The following is a 16,596-nucleotide window of genomic DNA, read 5'->3' on the forward strand; positions in this document are numbered from 1 at the left end:
GAATGCCCGGTCAGGGTAGCGAGGGCAGGGGGTTGCCACAAGGCTTGACAGGGGCACGGCGTGGCGCCGGATTCAGGCGTGCGGGAGGCCGCCTTCTGTAGCGCCGAGCCCATGCTCGGCTGTCCACAGCAGCCGAGCATGGGCTCGGCCCTACAACTCCAGCTGGCTCAGGCGATGGCCGCCGCCTGCGCCAGGTCCAGGCACTCACGCACCGGTGCGAAGCTGCGCCGATGCTCCACGCAGGGGCCGTGCTCGCGCAGGGCGGCGAGGTGGGCCGGAGTGCCGTAGCCCTTGTGCTGCTCGAAGCCGTATTGCGGGTGGCGGGCATGCACATCCTGCATGTAGCGGTCGCGCGAGACCTTGGCCAGGATCGATGCGGCCATGATTGCGCGGTCGATGCCATCGCCGCCGACCAGCGCCTGCGCCGGCAGCACCAGGCCCTTGGGCACCACATTGCCGTCGATGCGGGCGAAGCCGGCCACATGGGCGACCGCTGCAACGACGTCACGCATGCCCTGCAGGGTGGCCTGGTAGATGTTCAGGCGGTCGATGGTGTCCACGTCCACCAGCACCACGTGCCAGGCCAGGGCGCGCTCGATGATGCGGTCATGCAGCTGCTCGCGGCGGGCCGCGGTGAGCTGCTTGGAGTCGTCCAGGCCGTTGATCCGTGGCCGCGCCGGGTCGAACACCACCGCCGCCACCGCCACCGGCCCGGCCAGCGGGCCACGCCCGGCCTCGTCGACGCCGGCCACAAGACGCTCCGGCTCGACCACGGCCACGCCGTCGAACAGGGTCAGGCTGGCTGCGGCGGCGTGACGGCGGCTCATGCCTGGGCCTGGTCGCGCATCAGCAGCTCGCCGACGGCATCGGCGGCACGCGCCGAGGCGTTGCGTCGCAGGCGTTCGTGCAGGCGCACGTAAGTGTCCTGCAGGTCGCTCACCCGCTGCGGGTGGTCGAACCACTGCTGGATGGCCGCGGCCAGCCTGTCCGGCGTGCAGTCGTGCTGCATCAGTTCCGGTGCCAGGTCCTGCCCGGCCAGGATGTTGGGCAGGGCGAAGCGGTCGACCTTGATCAGGCCAAGCGCCTTCACCAGTCGATAGGTCAGTTCGTTGACACGGTAACCGACCACCATCGGTCGCTTCACCAGCATGGCCTCCAGGGTCGCGGTACCGGAGGCCAGCACCACCACGTCGGCGGCGATCATCGCGTTGCGCGCCTGGCCGTCCAGCACGTGCGAGTAGGCCACCGGCAGCGCCGAGCGCGACAGCTGTTCTTCGATCAGCTGCCTGCAGGCCGGGTTGGCGGCAGGCACCACCACGTGCAGGCCCGGAATGCGTTCGGAGACCTGCCAGGCCGCTTCGAAGAACGGCTCGCCCAGGCGCGAGATCTCGCCGAGGCGGCTGCCCGGCAACACCGCCAGCACCTTGGCCGAGGCTGGCAGGCCGAGCGCGGCGCGTGCTTCCTCGCGGTTGCCCTGCAGCGGAATGTCATCGGCCATCGGGTGGCCGACGAAGCGCGCGTCGATGCCGTGCCGGGCATAGATCGGCGGCTCCATCGGGAACAGGCACAGCACCAGGTCGGCGCTGCTGCCGATCTTCTCGGCGCGCTTTTCGCGCCAGGCCCAGACTGACGGGCTGACGTAATGCACGGTGCGCACGCCGCGCTGTTTCAACCAGCGCTCGATGCCCAGGTTGAAGTCGGGGGCGTCGATGCCGATGAACACGTCCGGCTGCCAGTCCAGCGCACGCTGGCGGAACGCCGAGCGCAGCTTGAGCAGGCGTGGCAGGTGGCGCAGCACTTCGGTCAGGCCCATCACCGCCAGCTCGCTGGCATCGTGCCAGGTCTGGCAGCCGGCGCTGCGCATGGCATCGCCGCCGATACCGGCGAACTCGGCATTCGGGAAGCGCGCCTTCAGTTCACGCACCAGGCCCGCACCGAGCAGGTCGCCGGAGGCTTCACCGGCAACCAGCGCGATCCGCAACGGGCGCTCGCTGAGCACCCGCTGTGCGGGAACGCTGCCGGCCATCGAGGCCAGCGGGATCACCGCGGCGCCGGCCGGCGCCTGGCCGGTCGAGCTGCTCATCGCAGCAGGGGCCTCTCGGCGTGCTCGATGAAGTCCAGCATCGCCTTCACGTCGTTGCTGTCACGCGCCTGTTCGGTCAGCTGCACCTTGGCCTCTGCCAGCGGCAGGCCCGCGACGTACAGCGTGCGGTACGCACGCTTGATGGCCGAAATGCGGTCAGCGTCGAAGCCGCGCCGCTTCAGGCCTTCGCTGTTGATGCCACGCGGGCGTCCCAGCGAATCGGTGCCGACCATGGTGAACGGCGGTACATCACCATTGGTCAGCGCGCCCATGCCGAGGAAGGCATGCGCGCCGATGCGGCAGAACTGGTGGGCACCGGCGAAGCCGCTGATGATCACGTAGTCGCCCACGGTCACGTGGCCAGCCAGAGTGGTGTTGTTGGAGAACACGCAGAAGTTGCCGACATGGCAGTCGTGTGCCACGTGCGTGTAGGCCAGCATCCAGTTGTCGTTGCCGATGGTGGTGATGCCGCCGCCGCCGCCGGTGCCACGGTTGAGCGTGACGAACTCGCGGAACACGTTGCGATCGCCGATCACCAGTTCGGTACGCTCGCCGCCGAACTTCTTGTCCTGCGGCTCGCCACCGATCGCGGCATGGCCGACGAAGCGGTTGTCGCGGCCGATCCGGGTCGGGCCGTGGATGCTGCAATGGGGGCCCACCACCGTGCCGGCACCGATTTCAACATCGGGGCCGATCAGAGTGAAGGCGCCCACCTGGACATCATCGGCCAGGCGTGCGGCCGGGTCGATGACGGCGGTGGGGTGGATCCGCGGTGCGTTGTCAGTCATTGCTGCCTCCAGTGGATCAGCCCTTGGCGCCAGCACACATGACCTCGGCCGACGCGACGACTTCGCCGTTGACCTTGGCTTCGCCGTAGTACCAGCCCATGTTGCGGATCAGGCGCTTCATCTGCACGTCCAGCATCAGCACGTCACCGGGCACGACCTGCTTGTTGAAGCGGGCGTTTTCCACCTTGACCATGTAGAACAGCTTGGACTGCGCATCGCGGCCGAGCGTGAGCTGGGTCATGACACCGCCAGCCTGCGCCAGCGCTTCGATGATCAGCACCCCGGGCATGATCGGGCGGCCCGGGAAGTGGCCCTGGAAGAACGGCTCGTTGATGCTCACGTTCTTCTGCGCCAGGATCCGCTTGGCCTCGACGTCGAGTTCGAGCACCCGGTCCACCAGCAGGAACGGGTAGCGATGTGGAAGCAGTTCCTGGATCTGGCAGACGTCGATCGGAAGCTGCAGCGAATCGTTCATTCTTTCTCCTTGCCAGCAGCCAGAACGCGGCGAGCCAATGCGTCCAGCTGCTTGAAACGCGCGGCGTTCTTGCGCCACGTGCGGTTGTCGGTCAATGGGGTGCCGGACGAGTACTCGCCCGGCTCATGGATGGAGTTGCGGACCACCGACTTGCCGGTGATCACGACCTTGTCGCAGATCTCGAGGTGGCCGACCACGCCAACGTGGCCGCCGAGCAGGCAGTAACGGCCGATCTTGGCGCTGCCGGCGATGCCGGTGCAGCCGGCAATGGCCGAGTGCGCGCCGATCTGCACGTTGTGGGCAATCTGCACCAGGTTGTCCAGGCGCACGTCTTCGTCCAGCACGGTGTCTTCCAGCGCACCACGGTCGACGCAGGTGTTGGCGCCGATCTCGCAGTCATCGCCGATGCGGACGCCGCCGAGCTGCGGCACCTTGATCCACTTGCCGGCGTCCATCGCCAGGCCGAAGCCATCGGCGCCGAGCACGGCACCGGGATGCACGCGCACGCGCTTGCCCAGCCTGACCCGGGTGACCAGGGTGACCCGTGCGATCAGCTCACAGCCGGAATCCAGGCTGCAGTCCTCGCCGATCACGCTGCCGGTGCCGATGATGCAGTTCTCGCCGACGACGCTGCGCGCACCCACCGAGACGAACGGGCCGATATGGGCGCTGGCCGCGACCTGGGCGCTGGGATCGATCACTGCGCTGGGATGGATGCCCGGCGGGCGGGTCGGCGCGATGTCGAACAGTGCGGCAATCTTGGCGAAGGTGGTGTACGGGTCCTTGGCGACGAGCGCGGCGCCGGGAGCGGACTCGGCGTCGTCGGCACGCAGCACCACCAGCGAGGCCTGGCTGTCGGCCAGCTGGGCGCGGTAGCGCGGGTTGGCAAGGAAGGTCAGCTGGCCAGGACCGGCATGGGCGAGGGTGGCCACGCCATGGATGGCGGTAGCGGGATCGCCATGGACCTGCAGGCCGAACTGCTCGGCGAGTTGCTGGGCGGTGTAGGTGGGAGTGTTCACGGCGGGAGTTTAACGTGTGACGCCATTTCGGTCATGCAGGGTCAAAAGCGGCGCCTGCCTGATGTCCCGGGGTGATGGCGCAGGGGGCTGCCCAGGACACGCCGTAAACCCATCCCTGGGGGCTCGATGGCGCCATTCATGGCGCCAACGGTCCTGGTCAGCCCCCTGCGCCATCACCAGATGATTTCACGCGAGCGCGGGAAGTAACGGCGGCGAGCAAGTAAAACGAAAACGCCGGGCAATGCCCGGCGCTTCGCGCCCCGTCTGGTGGAGAGCCCCCCTTTGTTAAGGGGGGCGCGCCCCTGGGAATCGCAGGAGCGATTCCCAACGTTGCTATGCAACGGCCCGAAGGGCGCATGCCATGGATGGCACGCGTAGCGGCGCGGGAATAGGTGAATGCGGGGGGCAATTCACCGGAGGTGGGTCAGTTCTGAGGAACAGAGTTCCTCAGAACTGGCCACCGAACGTGAATTGCAGCCGCTCGATCTTGTCGCCGTCTTCCTTCTTCAGCGGGAAGGCATAGCTGATCGAGATCGGGCCGACCGGGGCGCGCCACAGCAGGGCGACACCGGTCGACACGCGCAGCTCGTTGGCCTTGAAGTTGTCCACGCCGGTATACACGTTGCCGAAGTCGACGAAGGCCGAGACACGCGCCGACGGGCTGTCGAACAGGCGCGGGAAGTAGGCTTCGACCGAACCGACGGTTTTCAGCGAGCCACCCAGCGGCTGGCCATCCGGATAGCCGTCCGTGGCCTCGCGCGGGCCCAGGGTGTTGTCCTCGAAGCCGCGCACCGAGTTGGTACCACCGGCATAGAAGTTCTCGTAGAACGGCAGCCCGCTGGCAGTGACCGAGCGCAGGTTGCCATCCTTGTCCGGCACCATCGCGGTCTTGTCCTTGCCGTAGCTGTCACCGTAGCCGATTTCGGCACGAGTGTTGAGCACCAGCGACGGCATGATCGGCCAGTACTTGCTGATCTGGTAGTTCAGCTTGTAGTACTCGATGGTCGAGCCCGGCAGCGTGGTTTCCAGGCCGACGCGCTGGTAGGTGCCGCGGGTCGGCATGAAGTAGTCGTTGCGCGAGTCGCGTGCCCAGCCCAGCTCGGTGCGCCAGGCATGGAAGGTCTTGCTGCCGAGCACGTTGATGTAGTCGATGATCGACTGCGGGGTGGAGCCCTGGTAGGTGGTGATCTGGTTGCTGTCGATGCCGAACATCAGCGAGACGGTGTCGGTCTCGGTCAGCGGCACGCCGAACACCACCTGCGCGGCACCGTTGGTGCTGTTGTACTGCGCGGTGTTGAAGTCGGAGTAATCCAGTTCGCGCCAGGACAGGTTGTAGCCCAGCGACACGCCGTCATCGGTGAAGTACGGATTGGTGTAGCTGAAGCCGTAGCGCTGCAGGTAGCTGCTGCGCGAGGCTTCGACCGACACGCGGTTGCCGCCGCCGAGGAAGTTGTTCTGCGACAGCTGCACCGACGTGGTCATGCCGTAGGACTGCGAGTAGCCCAGGCCGAACACGAAGCTGCCCGAGGTGGTTTCCTTGACGTTGTAGACGACGTCGACCTGGTCGTTGCTGCCGCTGACGGCCGGGGTCTCCACTTCCACCGATTCGAAGTAGCCCAGGCGCTGCAGGCGGATCTTGGAGCGGTCGATCGCGGCCTGCGAGTACCAGCTGTTCTCGAACTGGCGCATTTCGCGACGCATCACTTCATCGGACGTGCGGGTGTTGCCGCGGAACAGGATGCGGCGCACCGACACGCGCGGGCCGGGCACGACCTGCATGTTGATGGCCACGGTCTGCTCGGCGCGGTTGGTGGTCGGGATCGGATTCACCTTGGCGAACGCGTAGCCGATGTTGGACAGCGAATTGGTGATGGTGTCCGAGCTGAATTCCAGCAGGGCACGCGAGAACGTGTCGCCGGACTTCTGGATCACCATGCGCTCGACGTCCTCCTGCGGGAGGATGGTGTCGCCGCTGACCTTGATCTCGGAGATCTTGTACTGCGCGCCCTCGGTCACGCCCGCGGTCAGGAACATGTCGCGCTTGTCGGGGCTGATCGAGACCTGGGTGGAATCGATGCTGAAATCGACGTAGCCGCGATCCAGGTACCAGGAATTGAGCTTTTCCAGGTCGCCGGACAGCTTTTCCTTGGAGTACTGGTCGTCACGGCGGTACCACGACGCCCAGTTGTGCTCCTTGGACTCCCAGGTCTCCAGGATGTCCTTGCTCTCGAACTTTTCGGTGCCCACCAGGTTGACGTGGCGGATCTTGGCGGCCTTGCCTTCCTTGATGGCGATGGCGATGTCCACGCGGTTGCGGTCCAGCGGGCTCACCGTCGGGGTGATGTCGACGTTGTACTTGCCACGGTCGTTGTACTGGCGGCGCAGTTCCTGGGTCACGCGGTCCAGGCTCAGGCGATCGAAGGTGCCGCCCTCGGTCAGGCCGATGTCGGACAGGCCCTTGAGCAGCTGGTCGGACTTGATGTCCTTGTTGCCGGTCACGGTCAGTTTGTTGATCGCCGGGCGTTCCTTGACGGTCACCACCAGGATCGTGCCCTGGCGGTCCAGCTGCACGTCTTCGAAGAAGCCGGTCTTGTACAGGGCGCGGATCGTCTCGCCGACCTTGTTGTCGGTGATCGTCTCGCCGCGTTCCACCGGCAGGTAGGTGAACACCGTGCCCGAGCTGATGCGCTGCAGGCCATCGACGCGGATGTCGCTGACAGTGAAGGGCTCGGCTGCCTGGGCCAGGGCGGGAGCGCCGGTGACGGCGGCGAGGGCGAGGGCCAGCAGGCGGCGATTGGGGAGTCGCGTCATGTCACGTCCGGTAGGAAGGTCGATTTCATTGGTGCGGGATGCCGACGCTGTAGACGGCAACAACGTGGAAAAGTTCATCGCGGGACCAGGCCGAGGATGTCGTTGTAGAACGCCAACCCCATCAGCCCGGCCAGCAACGCCAGGCCGATGTATTGGCCGGCGGCGATGGCACGCTCGCTCAGCGGGCTGCCCTTGACCAACTCGATAAGGTAATACAGCAGGTGGCCGCCGTCCAAGATCGGGATCGGCAGCAGGTTGATGATGCACAGGCTGAGCGACAGCAGGGCAAGGAACTGCAGGAACCAGTCGAGGCCGCGCTTGGCCGAGACATTGGCCACGCGGGCGATGGTGACCGGCCCGGAAACGTTCTGCAGCGAGGCCTTGCCGGTCACGATGCGACCCATCATGCCCAGCGAGTCGGCGGCCAGGCGGCCGGTCTCGCGCACCGCCACGGTCACCGCATCCAGCGGGCCATAGCGCAGCAGGGTGTCATAGGCGGGGCTGTAGCTGGTGGGGAAGCCGACGCCGATCTGCCAGACCGGATTGCCCTTGCCGTCCTTGCCCTGGCGCGGGGTGACTTCCAGCGCCAGGCGCTCGCCGCCACGCAGGACCTCGATCATTCCCGGCCCGCCGGCACGGCCCAGGGCCTGGATCTCGCCGATCACCTGGTCGACGCTGTCGATGCGCTGGCCGTCGATGGCCACGATCAGGTCGCCTGGCTGCAGTTGCCCTGCCACCACGGAGTCCGCAGTCAGCGACTCCACTTGCGCCGGCTGCAGCCACGACTGCCAGTGCAGGCCAGCCAGGATCGGCACCCGCCGCTCATCGAAACCCGCCGGCAGCTGCGACAGCGGCAGGGTGCGCGTGCGTACCTGGTCGGCCGTATCCAGCACTTCCAGCTTCACGTCGCGGCGGTCCATCGCGGCTGCGGTCAGCGCCATGCTGGCCTCGCCGAGGGTGACCACCTGGCGGTCGTCCACGCGCAGCACGCGGTCGCCGCTGGCCAGGCCGGCACTGGCGGCGATGCCGCTGACACGGCCGATGGTGGGCGAGTAATCCTGCTTGCCGATCACGAACATCGCCCACAGCAGCAGGATGCACAGCAGCAGATTGGCGATCGGGCCGGCGGCAACGATCGCGATGCGCTGCCAGACGGTCTTGTGGTTGAAGGCCTGGCCGCGCTCGTGCGGGTGCACTTCGACCTCGCGTTCGTCGAGGAACTTCACGTAACCGCCCAGCGGGATGGCGGCGATGGCGAACTCGGTGCCGTGCCGGTCGCGGCGCGACCACAGCGGCCGGCCGAAGCCGACCGAGAAACGCAGGATCTTGACCCCGCACAGGCGCCCGACCCAGTAATGCCCGAACTCGTGAAAGGTGACCAGCAGCCCGAGGCTGACGATCATCCACCAGACCGATCCGATGAAGTCAGTCATGCAGGCTCACAGTGGTGGGCAAGGGCGGCGGCGTCATGCTGGGCGAGGCGGTCGTTCAGGCGGCGTCGATGGCGTTCAGGGTGAGCTGGCGTGCCCGCTGGTCGGCGGACAACAGGACCTCCAGTGTATCGGCTGGCTGGGTCGGCAGTGTTGAAAGAGCGTTAGCAACCAGCTCCGGGATCGTCAGGAAACCGATCCGGCCCTGAAGAAACGCTGAAACAGCCTCTTCATTGGCAGCGTTCAGCACCGCCGGCGCGGTGCCGCCGGCCTGCATCGCCTGCCAGGCCAGCGCCAGGCAGGGGAAGGCGTCGGTATCCGGGGCCTCGAAATCCAGGCGGCCCTGGGCCAGCAGGTCCAGCCCGGCCACGCCCGATTCGATGCGCTGCGGCCAGCCCAAGCCAACGGCGAGGGTGGTGCGCATGTCCGGCAGGCCCATCTGGGCCAGGGTCGAGCCATCGACGAACTCGACCAGCGAATGGACCAGGCTCTGCGGGTGCACCAGCACCTCGATGCGCTCGCCGGGCACGCCGAACAGGTGGTGGGCCTCGATGACTTCCAGGCCCTTGTTCATCAACGTCGCCGAATCGACCGAGATCTTCGGCCCCATCGACCACTTGGGGTGGGCAACTGCTTGGGCGGGGGTGACCTGGGCCAGTTCGGCGCGACTGCGGCCACGGAACGGGCCGCCGGAGGCGGTCAGCAGGATCCGGCGCACGCCGGCGCCGTCGACACTGGCATCGCGCGAGCGCAGGCACTGGAAGATCGCGCTGTGCTCGCTGTCGATCGGGATGATTTCGGCACCGGCACGTTCGGCCGTCCGGGTCAGCAGTTCGCCGGCCAGCACCAGCGATTCCTTGTTGGCCAGCAGGATGCGCTTGCCGGCGGCGGCGGCAGCCAGGGTCGAGGACAGGCCGGCCGCGCCGACGATGGCCGCGACCACGGTATCGCAGGCATCGCTGGCGGCCAGCTGGTCCAGCGCGGCCTGGCCGGCATGGGCCTCGGTGGTGAGTCCGGCCTCGCGCAGGCCGTCACGCAGCTCGGCGAACAGCGATGCGTCGGCGATCACCGCGTGCGCGGGTCTGTGCTGGCGGCACAGCGCCAGCAGCGCCTGCACCTGGCGGCCGGCAGCGAGCACCGTGGCCTGGTAGCGGTGCGGGTGGCGGGCGATCACGTCCAGCGTGGAGGCGCCGATCGAGCCGGTAGCGCCGAACACGGCGACCCGGCGCAGGTCTGCAGCAGCATTCATGGTCAGAACCCGAAGATTTCCTTGCCCAGCGCGAACACCGGCACGGCGGCGAGGACGCCGTCGACCCGGTCGAGCACGCCACCGTGGCCCGGGATCAGGTGGCCCGAGTCCTTGGCGCCGGCATGGCGCTTGATCAGGCTCTCGAACAGGTCGCCCAGGACCGAGGCGAACACCGCCACCACCGCGGTGATCAACAGGCCGGGCAGGTGTGCGGCATCGATGCCAGCCAGCCAGCCCAGGCCGAGGGCCACGGCGACACCGGCCAGCAGGCCGCCGAACAGGCCTTCCCAGGTCTTGTTGGGGCTGATCCGCGGCGCCAGCTTGTGCTTGCCGAAATGGCGGCCAGCGAAATAGGCGCCCGAGTCGGCCGCCCACACCAGCGCCAGCGCAGCCAGCAGCCACAGGTGGCCCTGCTGGCCCGGCGGATCGCCGCCGGCATGGATCAGCACCAGCGCGGCCCACGCCGGCACGATGGCCAGGGTACCGGCCAGCATCTTCAGGATCCGCGAGGGTGCCGACGGCTGCGCGCCGAAGTTGAAGAAGCGCAACCAGACCAGCGCGGCCAGCCACCAGGCAACGCCGGCCAGCGTGGTTATCTGGAACAGGACCAGGGTGCTGCCATCGGCCCAGACCAGCAGCACCATCAGCAGCAGGTTCAGCACCAGCAGCACGGTGCGCGCCAGGGTGTCTTCGATACCGGCCAGCTTCAGCCATTCCCACAGGCCGATCAGCAGCACGGCGGCGGCGGCGGCGGCCAGCCATTGCGTGGGCAGCAGCAGGATCGCCGCAATGGCTAGCGGCGCCATGATCAGCGCGGCAAGGACTCGGGTCTTGGTCATGGGCTGGAAGTCTCGGTGGCCAGTGCGGCAATCTGGGCGCTGGTCAGGCCGAAACGACGCTCGCGACCGGCATAGGCGTCGAGCGCCTGCTGCAGCTGCCCGGCGTCGAAGTCCGGCCACAGGGCCTCGGTGAACCACAGTTCGGTATAGGCGAGCTGCCACAGCAGGAAGTTGCTGATGCGGGTGTCGCCGCCGGTGCGGATGAACAGGTCCGGCGGCGGCAGGTCGGCCAGGGCCACCTGGCTGCCCAGCAGCGATTCATCGATCTGCTCGGGCAGAAGGCGACCGGCCGCCACTTCGACTGCCAGGGCGCGCGCGGCGCGGGCGATGTCCTGGCGGCCACCGTAGCTGGCGGCGATCGACAGGGTCAGGGTGGTGTTGTCGGCGGTGCGCTGCTCGGCCAGCTGCATGCGGCTGACCAGCCCGGCGCCGAAGCGCTCGCGTTCGCCGATGAAGCGCACGCGCACGCCACGCCGGTGCAGCTCGTCCACTTCGCGGTCGAGTGCACCGAGGAACAGCTTCATCAGCGCGTCCACTTCCTCCTGCGGCCGGCCCCAGTTCTCGCTGGAGAAGGCGAACAGGGTCAGTGCCGGGATGCCCAGTTCAAGGCAGCGCTCGATGGTGCGGTTGACCGCGCGCGCGCCGGCACGGTGGCCGATCACGCGGGGGCGACGGCGCTGCTGTGCCCAACGCCCATTGCCATCCATGATGATGGCAATGTGGCGGGGCAGGGAGGCAGGCAACGGAGGCGGGACTGAAGGCATCGACTTCAGACCGACAGCAGTTCTTTTTCCTTGTCGGCAACGACCTTGTCGACGTCCTTGATGTTGGCGTCGGTCAGCTTCTGGATGTCGTCTTCGCCGCGCTTCTTCTCGTCTTCGCTGATCGCCTTGTCCTTGACCAGCTTGGCGATTTCCTTGTTCGCGTCCTGACGGATGTTGCGGATCGCGATCTTGGCGCCTTCCCCTTCCTTCTGCACCTGCTTGACCAGCTCCTTGCGGCGCTCTTCGGTCGGCGGCGGCATGTTGATGCGGATCGCAGTGCCCAGCGTGTTCGGAGTGAACTCGGCGTTGTAGAGACCCTTTTCGATCTCCTTGATCATGCCTTTGTCGAACGGGGTGACCAGCAGCGAGTGCGCGTCGGCGTTGGAGATCGACGCGACCTGGTTCAGCGGGGTGCTGGCGTTGCCATAGGCGCTGACCGTCACGCGGTCCAGCAGGGCCGGGGTGGCGCGGCCGGTCCGGATGGAGGTGAGGGTGTGCTTCAGAGCGTCAATGCTCTTGGCCATGCGCGTCTGCGCGTTGTTCTTGATGTCGTTGAGCATCGCCCGGTCCTGGATGTATCTGGAATCGGGCGATTATAGGCGAATACGGGACGCTGCCGGGCCTGAATCGGCCCGGTTGTCGCTTTGCGCTCAGGGTCAGGCCGGGTCGCGGCCCTGGACCAGGGTGCCGATGTTCGCGCCGTTGAGGATCTTCAGCAGTTCGCCCGGCTGGCCCATGTCGAACACGCGCATCGGCAGGTCGCTGTCGCGGGCCAGAGCGAAGGCCGCCGTGTCCATCACTTCCAGGCCGCGGCGGATCACTTCGTCGTAGCTCAGGCTGTCGAAGCGGACCGCATCGCTGTGCTTGTTCGGGTCCTTGTCGTACACGCCATCGACCTTGGTGGCCTTCAGCAGCAGGTCGGCGCCGATCTCGATCGCGCGCAGGGCGGCGCCGGAGTCGGTGGTGAAGAACGGGCTGCCGACGCCGGCAGCGAAGATCACCAGGCGGCCCTTTTCCAGGTGGCGGATGGCGCGGCGGCGGATGTAGTCCTCGCACACGTCGTTGATCTTGATCGCGCTCATCACCCGGGCCTTGGCACCCAGCTTCTCGAGGGCGTCCTGCATGGCCAGGGCGTTGATGACGGTGGCCAGCATGCCCATCTGGTCGCCGGTTACGCGGTCCATGCCGCCGGCGGCCAGACCGGCGCCGCGGAAGATGTTGCCACCTCCGATCACCAGCGCGACCTCGGCACCGGCCTGCTGGGCTTCGATGACCTCACGGGCGAGGCGATTGATGATCTTGGGGTCGATGCCGTAGTCCTCGTCTCCCATCAGCGCCTCCCCGGACAGTTTCAGAAGGATGCGGCGATAGGCGAGCTTGGACATGGGGACCTCGGGTGCGTGGAAATCGCGGGCGATTCTACGCGCATGCGGCGTTGTGCCAAAGTGTTTTGTGCACTGCGGCGCAGAATCCGGTGGTTCGCCCGATCAGCCGGGGCGTCCCGTTCAGCCCAGTTCGGCGCTGGCCGTGGCCGACAGCTCGTCATGGCCCAGCGCCCCCGGCGAGCGGGCGATCACCCGGTTGCGGCCCAGGTTCTTGGAGCGGTACAGCACGTCGTCGGCGGCGCGCAGCAGGTCCTGGACGTCGGCGAAGCGCTCGTAGCCGCCCTGGGTGGCCACGCCGGCGGAGAAGGTGACGAACAGCGGACCACCCTCCAGCTCGGCCATCGGCGTGGCGACGATGTTGGCCAGCACCCGGCGGATCACGTCCAGGGCCACGCTTTCGCTGGTGTTGGGCAGCAGCGCGACGAACTCCTCGCCGCCGAAGCGGGCCACGGTGTCGCTGTTGCGCAACTGGCCCTGCAGCTTGCCGGCGAAGGCGCGCAGCACCTCGTCGCCGGTCAGGTGGCCGTGGGCGTCGTTGATCTTCTTGAAGTCGTCCAGGTCGATGAAGGCCACCGACAGTGGCCAGCCCTGGCGGCCGGCACGCAGGAATTCCTGCTCCAGCACCGCTTCCAGCTGGCGGCGGTTGAGCACGCCTGTCAATGCATCACGATGGGCCTGGTCGGCCAGGCGCTTGGCGCGCGCCTCGAATTCGTCGGCACGGCGGCGTGCCTGGTCGGCATCCTGCAGTTCGCGCAGGTTGCGCAGCGTGGCCAGTTCCTGCGCGTGATCGATCAGCTCGCGCACCCGCGCCGGCGAATTGAGGCCGGCATCGAACAGGCTGGCGATGTCGGGCAGGGCCTCGCTGATGCGGGCCAGCACCTGGTCGAAGCGCGCGCTGTCCAGCTCCAAGCGGTCGTGCACCTGCTGCAGGGCGCGCTCGCGCGCGGCATCGGCATCGTTATCCAGCCAGATGTCGGCCACTGCGCCGGACAGTTGCACGCAGGCCTGGAATGGCGATTCGGCGGCGTCCTCGTCCTCGCTGTGGCTGATGCTCTCCACCAGGTAACGTGGCAGGCCCCATTGCTCGGCCACCCAGGCGCCGACGTCGGCGTGGCTGCAGCCCAGCGCCTCGCGCTCGCGGGAAACCAGGTCGATGTTGTCGCGTGCCTCGCGCAGCAGTGGCAGGTAGCGCTCCGACTCGGCCTGGGCCAGGCACAGCACGCCCAGGTCCTGCAGCAGTCCGGCCAGCATCAGCTCCTCCAGCCGGCGCAGGCCGCGCGCCTGGCCCAGCTGGCTGGCGGCCAGGGCACTGAGGATGCTGCGCTTCCACGCGCGCTGGCGCAGGTCATGATCGGCGCCACCGCCGGTCAGGCCCTGGGTGACGGTGAAGCCGAGGGCGAGGCTGATCGTGGCGTTCAGGCCCAGCATGGTCAGCGCCTGGCCGAGGTTCTCGATGCGGCGGCGGCTGGCATACAGCGGCGAATTGGCGATGCGCAGCATGCGAGCGCTCAGCGCCATGTCGATGGCGATGATGTCGGCGGCGGTGGCGATGTCCGCTTCCGGGTCCTGAGCCAGTTCGATGATGCGCAGGGCAATACCGGGTGGCGAAGGCAGGTTGCGGCAGAGCGCCAGGGCAGCTGTCAGCTCGGGAGGCATGTCGGGTCGTTCAATTCCATTGGGACAAGAATACCTAGGAATGCATCACAGTCCGCGATTTTCGTTCCTGCTAAGTGACTGAGGATTCCCTGCGACTGAGTATCGGCTTGATTCGAGCGCAACGCAAAGGTGCCGGTTGTGCGCACCAACGGTGCGCACCCACCGATGGGCCATGGGTTAATCCCTGGGCCCATGCATAAAAAAAGAGCCGCGGTTTCCCGCGGCTCCTTCTGGTCGCTTCACAGCCGGAGGGCTGGAATCAGACCTGCATCGCCTTGGCAACTTCGGCGGCGTAGTCTTCCACCACCTTTTCGATGCCTTCGCCGACGATCAGCAGCTTGAAACCTGCCACGTCCGCACCAGCGGCCTTGACCACCTGCTCGACGGTGGTGTCGCCCAGCACGTAGGTCTGGCCGTACAGGGTCACGTCGCTGACGATCTTGTTGATCTTGCCGCTGATGATCTTTTCCAGGATGTCGGCCGGCTTGGCCTTGTCCTTCTCGGTCATCTTGGCCAGCTCGATTTCCTTTTCCTTTTCGACGAACTCGGCCGGAACGTCCGCAGCCTTGTTGTGCGGCGGCTTCAGCGCGGCCACGTGCATCGCCAGGCCACGGGCCAGCTCGACGTCGCCGCCGATCAGGTCGACCAGCACGCCAACCTTGCCGTTGGTGTGGACGTAGGCACCGATGTTGCCGGTGGTGTCGACCTTGACCATGCGGCGGATCTGGATGTTCTCGCCCAGGGTCTGCACGGCGGTGGCGCGGGCTTCTTCAACGGTGCGGCCGTCGGCCAGCGTGGCGGCCTTCACGGCTTCGACGTCATTGGCGCCCGATGCCAGGGCAGCGGCGGCGACGGCGTTGACGAAGGACTTGAAGTTGTCATCGTTGGCGACGAAGTCGGTTTCCGAGTTGACTTCGACCAGCACGGCCTTGCCGCCGTCCTGGGCCAGGCCCAGACGGCCTTCGGCGGCCACGCGGTCAGCCTTCTTGTCGGCCTTGGCAGCGCCGGACTTGCGCATGGCTTCAGCAGCGGCGTTGATGTCGCCGTTGGCTTCGGTAAGCGCCTTCTTGCATTCCATCATGCCGGCGCCGGTGCGCTCGCGCAGTTCCTTGACCAGGGAAGCAGTGATTTCCACGGGATTACCTCACGAAAGAAAGGGGTTGGGCCGGCATGGTGGCCGGCCCGTGTGACACGGTCCTGTCACGCGCCAGGGGCTGCGTGCAGGGAGGGTGGACGCTGGGCGTCCACCCGGGCCTGGATCAGGCCTGGGCGTCGTCGCCCTTCTTGGCAGCCTTCTTGGCCGGAGCGCGGCGGGCCGGCTTCTCTTCGCCTTCAGCAGCGGCTTCCGCGAACTCTTCCTCGCGCACCGAAGCGGCGTGCGGCGCAGCGGCCTTGCCTTCCAGCACGGCGTCGGCAGCGGCGCGGGCGTACAGCTGCACAGCGCGGATGGCGTCGTCGTTGCCCGGGATGGCGTAGTCCACCAGTTCCGGGTTGTAGTTGGTGTCGACCACGGCGATGACCGGAATGCCCAGCTTCTTGGCTTCCTTGATCGCGATGTCTTCGTGGCCGATGTCGATCACGAAGATGGCGTCCGGCAGGCGGTTCATGTCCTTGATGCCGCCCAGCGAGGCTTCCAGCTTGTCGCGCTCGCGACGCAGGCCCAGCACTTCGTGCTTGACCAGCTTCTCGAAGGTGCCGTCGGTTTCACCGGCTTCCAGTTCCTTCAGGCGGGCAACCGACTGCTTGACGGTACGGAAGTTGGTCAGGGTGCCGCCCAGCCAACGCTGGTTCATGAACGGCATGCCGCAACGCTCGGCTTCTTCCTTGATGGTTTCACGGGCGCTGCGCTTGGTGCCCAGGAACAGGACGGTGCCGCGCTTCTGGGCAACCGACGAGATGAAGTTCATCGCATCGTTGAACAGCGGGACGGTCTTTTCCAGGTTGATGATGTGGATCTTGCCGCGGGCGCCGAAGATGTACGGAGCCATCTTCGGGTTCCAGTAGCGGGTCTGGTGGCCGAAGTGGACGCCGGCTTCCAGCATCTGACGCATGGTGACCTGGGGCATTGCAATACTCCTGATATGGAACCAGCGATTC

Annotated in this window: 15 protein-coding genes; all 15 read right to left on the bottom strand. The window is 67.0% G+C overall.

From position 1 onward, the window contains the following. Positions 1-167: 167 nt before the first annotated feature. The 15 genes from ACUDTM_RS18890 to rpsB all read right to left on the bottom strand — a co-directional run bounded on the left by ACUDTM_RS18890 (position 168) and on the right by rpsB (position 16,565). Positions 168-827: a ribonuclease HII gene (locus ACUDTM_RS18890; RefSeq protein ID WP_049416727.1), complete on the bottom strand. Its 660-nt coding sequence runs from the start codon at positions 825-827 to the stop codon at positions 168-170. Next, the gene (lpxB, locus tag ACUDTM_RS18895; protein WP_227836671.1) at positions 824-2,026 is read right to left on the bottom strand and encodes a lipid-A-disaccharide synthase; all 1,203 of its coding nucleotides are present in this window, start codon (positions 2,024-2,026) and stop codon (positions 824-826) included. Before lpxB ends, ACUDTM_RS18890 begins: the two co-directional genes overlap by 4 nt. 53 nt (positions 2,027-2,079) lie before the next feature. Then, the gene (gene lpxA, locus ACUDTM_RS18900; protein WP_445391449.1) at positions 2,080-2,871 is read right to left on the bottom strand and encodes an acyl-ACP--UDP-N-acetylglucosamine O-acyltransferase; all 792 of its coding nucleotides are present in this window, start codon (positions 2,869-2,871) and stop codon (positions 2,080-2,082) included. 16 nt (positions 2,872-2,887) lie between these two features. Continuing rightward, positions 2,888-3,346 carry a 3-hydroxyacyl-ACP dehydratase FabZ gene (gene fabZ, locus ACUDTM_RS18905; RefSeq protein ID WP_005415845.1) on the bottom strand — a complete coding sequence of 153 codons (459 nt, stop codon included), beginning with the start codon at positions 3,344-3,346 and terminating at the stop codon, positions 2,888-2,890. Beyond that, the gene (gene lpxD, locus ACUDTM_RS18910) at positions 3,343-4,365 is read right to left on the bottom strand and encodes a UDP-3-O-(3-hydroxymyristoyl)glucosamine N-acyltransferase (protein WP_065177436.1); all 1,023 of its coding nucleotides are present in this window, start codon (positions 4,363-4,365) and stop codon (positions 3,343-3,345) included. Before lpxD ends, fabZ begins: the two co-directional genes overlap by 4 nt. Before the next feature lie 447 nt (positions 4,366-4,812). After that, on the bottom strand, positions 4,813-7,176 hold the full coding sequence (bamA, locus tag ACUDTM_RS18915; RefSeq protein WP_445391450.1) for an outer membrane protein assembly factor BamA: 2,364 nt from the start codon (positions 7,174-7,176) through the stop codon (positions 4,813-4,815). Between the two features lie 74 nt (positions 7,177-7,250). Next, positions 7,251-8,609: an RIP metalloprotease RseP gene (gene rseP / locus ACUDTM_RS18920; RefSeq protein ID WP_061480177.1), complete on the bottom strand. Its 1,359-nt coding sequence runs from the start codon at positions 8,607-8,609 to the stop codon at positions 7,251-7,253. 55 nt (positions 8,610-8,664) lie between these two features. After that, positions 8,665-9,855: a 1-deoxy-D-xylulose-5-phosphate reductoisomerase gene (locus ACUDTM_RS18925; RefSeq protein ID WP_072166812.1), complete on the bottom strand. Its 1,191-nt coding sequence runs from the start codon at positions 9,853-9,855 to the stop codon at positions 8,665-8,667. A 2-nt stretch (positions 9,856-9,857) separates the two neighbouring features. Beyond that, positions 9,858-10,694, bottom strand: a complete 837-nt coding sequence (locus ACUDTM_RS18930; RefSeq protein WP_061480179.1) for a phosphatidate cytidylyltransferase — start codon at positions 10,692-10,694, stop codon at positions 9,858-9,860. Then, entirely contained in the window at positions 10,691-11,458 is a 768-nt protein-coding gene (gene uppS / locus ACUDTM_RS18935; RefSeq protein WP_049412139.1) for a polyprenyl diphosphate synthase, read from the bottom strand. The genes ACUDTM_RS18930 and uppS overlap by 4 nt, the downstream gene beginning before the upstream one ends. A 5-nt stretch (positions 11,459-11,463) precedes the next feature. Further along, on the bottom strand, positions 11,464-12,018 hold the full coding sequence (gene frr, locus ACUDTM_RS18940) for a ribosome recycling factor (RefSeq protein ID WP_005415853.1): 555 nt from the start codon (positions 12,016-12,018) through the stop codon (positions 11,464-11,466). A 96-nt stretch (positions 12,019-12,114) separates the two neighbouring features. Beyond that, the gene (gene pyrH / locus ACUDTM_RS18945) at positions 12,115-12,843 is read right to left on the bottom strand and encodes a UMP kinase (protein ID WP_005415854.1); all 729 of its coding nucleotides are present in this window, start codon (positions 12,841-12,843) and stop codon (positions 12,115-12,117) included. Between the two features lie 120 nt (positions 12,844-12,963). Further along, the gene (locus ACUDTM_RS18950) at positions 12,964-14,499 is read right to left on the bottom strand and encodes a GGDEF domain-containing protein (RefSeq protein ID WP_005415855.1); all 1,536 of its coding nucleotides are present in this window, start codon (positions 14,497-14,499) and stop codon (positions 12,964-12,966) included. A gap of 259 nt (positions 14,500-14,758) precedes the next feature. Beyond that, positions 14,759-15,634 carry a translation elongation factor Ts gene (tsf, locus tag ACUDTM_RS18955; RefSeq protein WP_053463562.1) on the bottom strand — a complete coding sequence of 292 codons (876 nt, stop codon included), beginning with the start codon at positions 15,632-15,634 and terminating at the stop codon, positions 14,759-14,761. 124 nt (positions 15,635-15,758) lie between these two features. Next, positions 15,759-16,565 carry a 30S ribosomal protein S2 gene (rpsB, locus tag ACUDTM_RS18960; RefSeq protein WP_005408748.1) on the bottom strand — a complete coding sequence of 269 codons (807 nt, stop codon included), beginning with the start codon at positions 16,563-16,565 and terminating at the stop codon, positions 15,759-15,761. Positions 16,566-16,596: the final 31 nt, after the last annotated feature.

The sequence above is a fragment of the Stenotrophomonas maltophilia group sp. vghtpe118 genome (genome assembly GCF_052605195.1).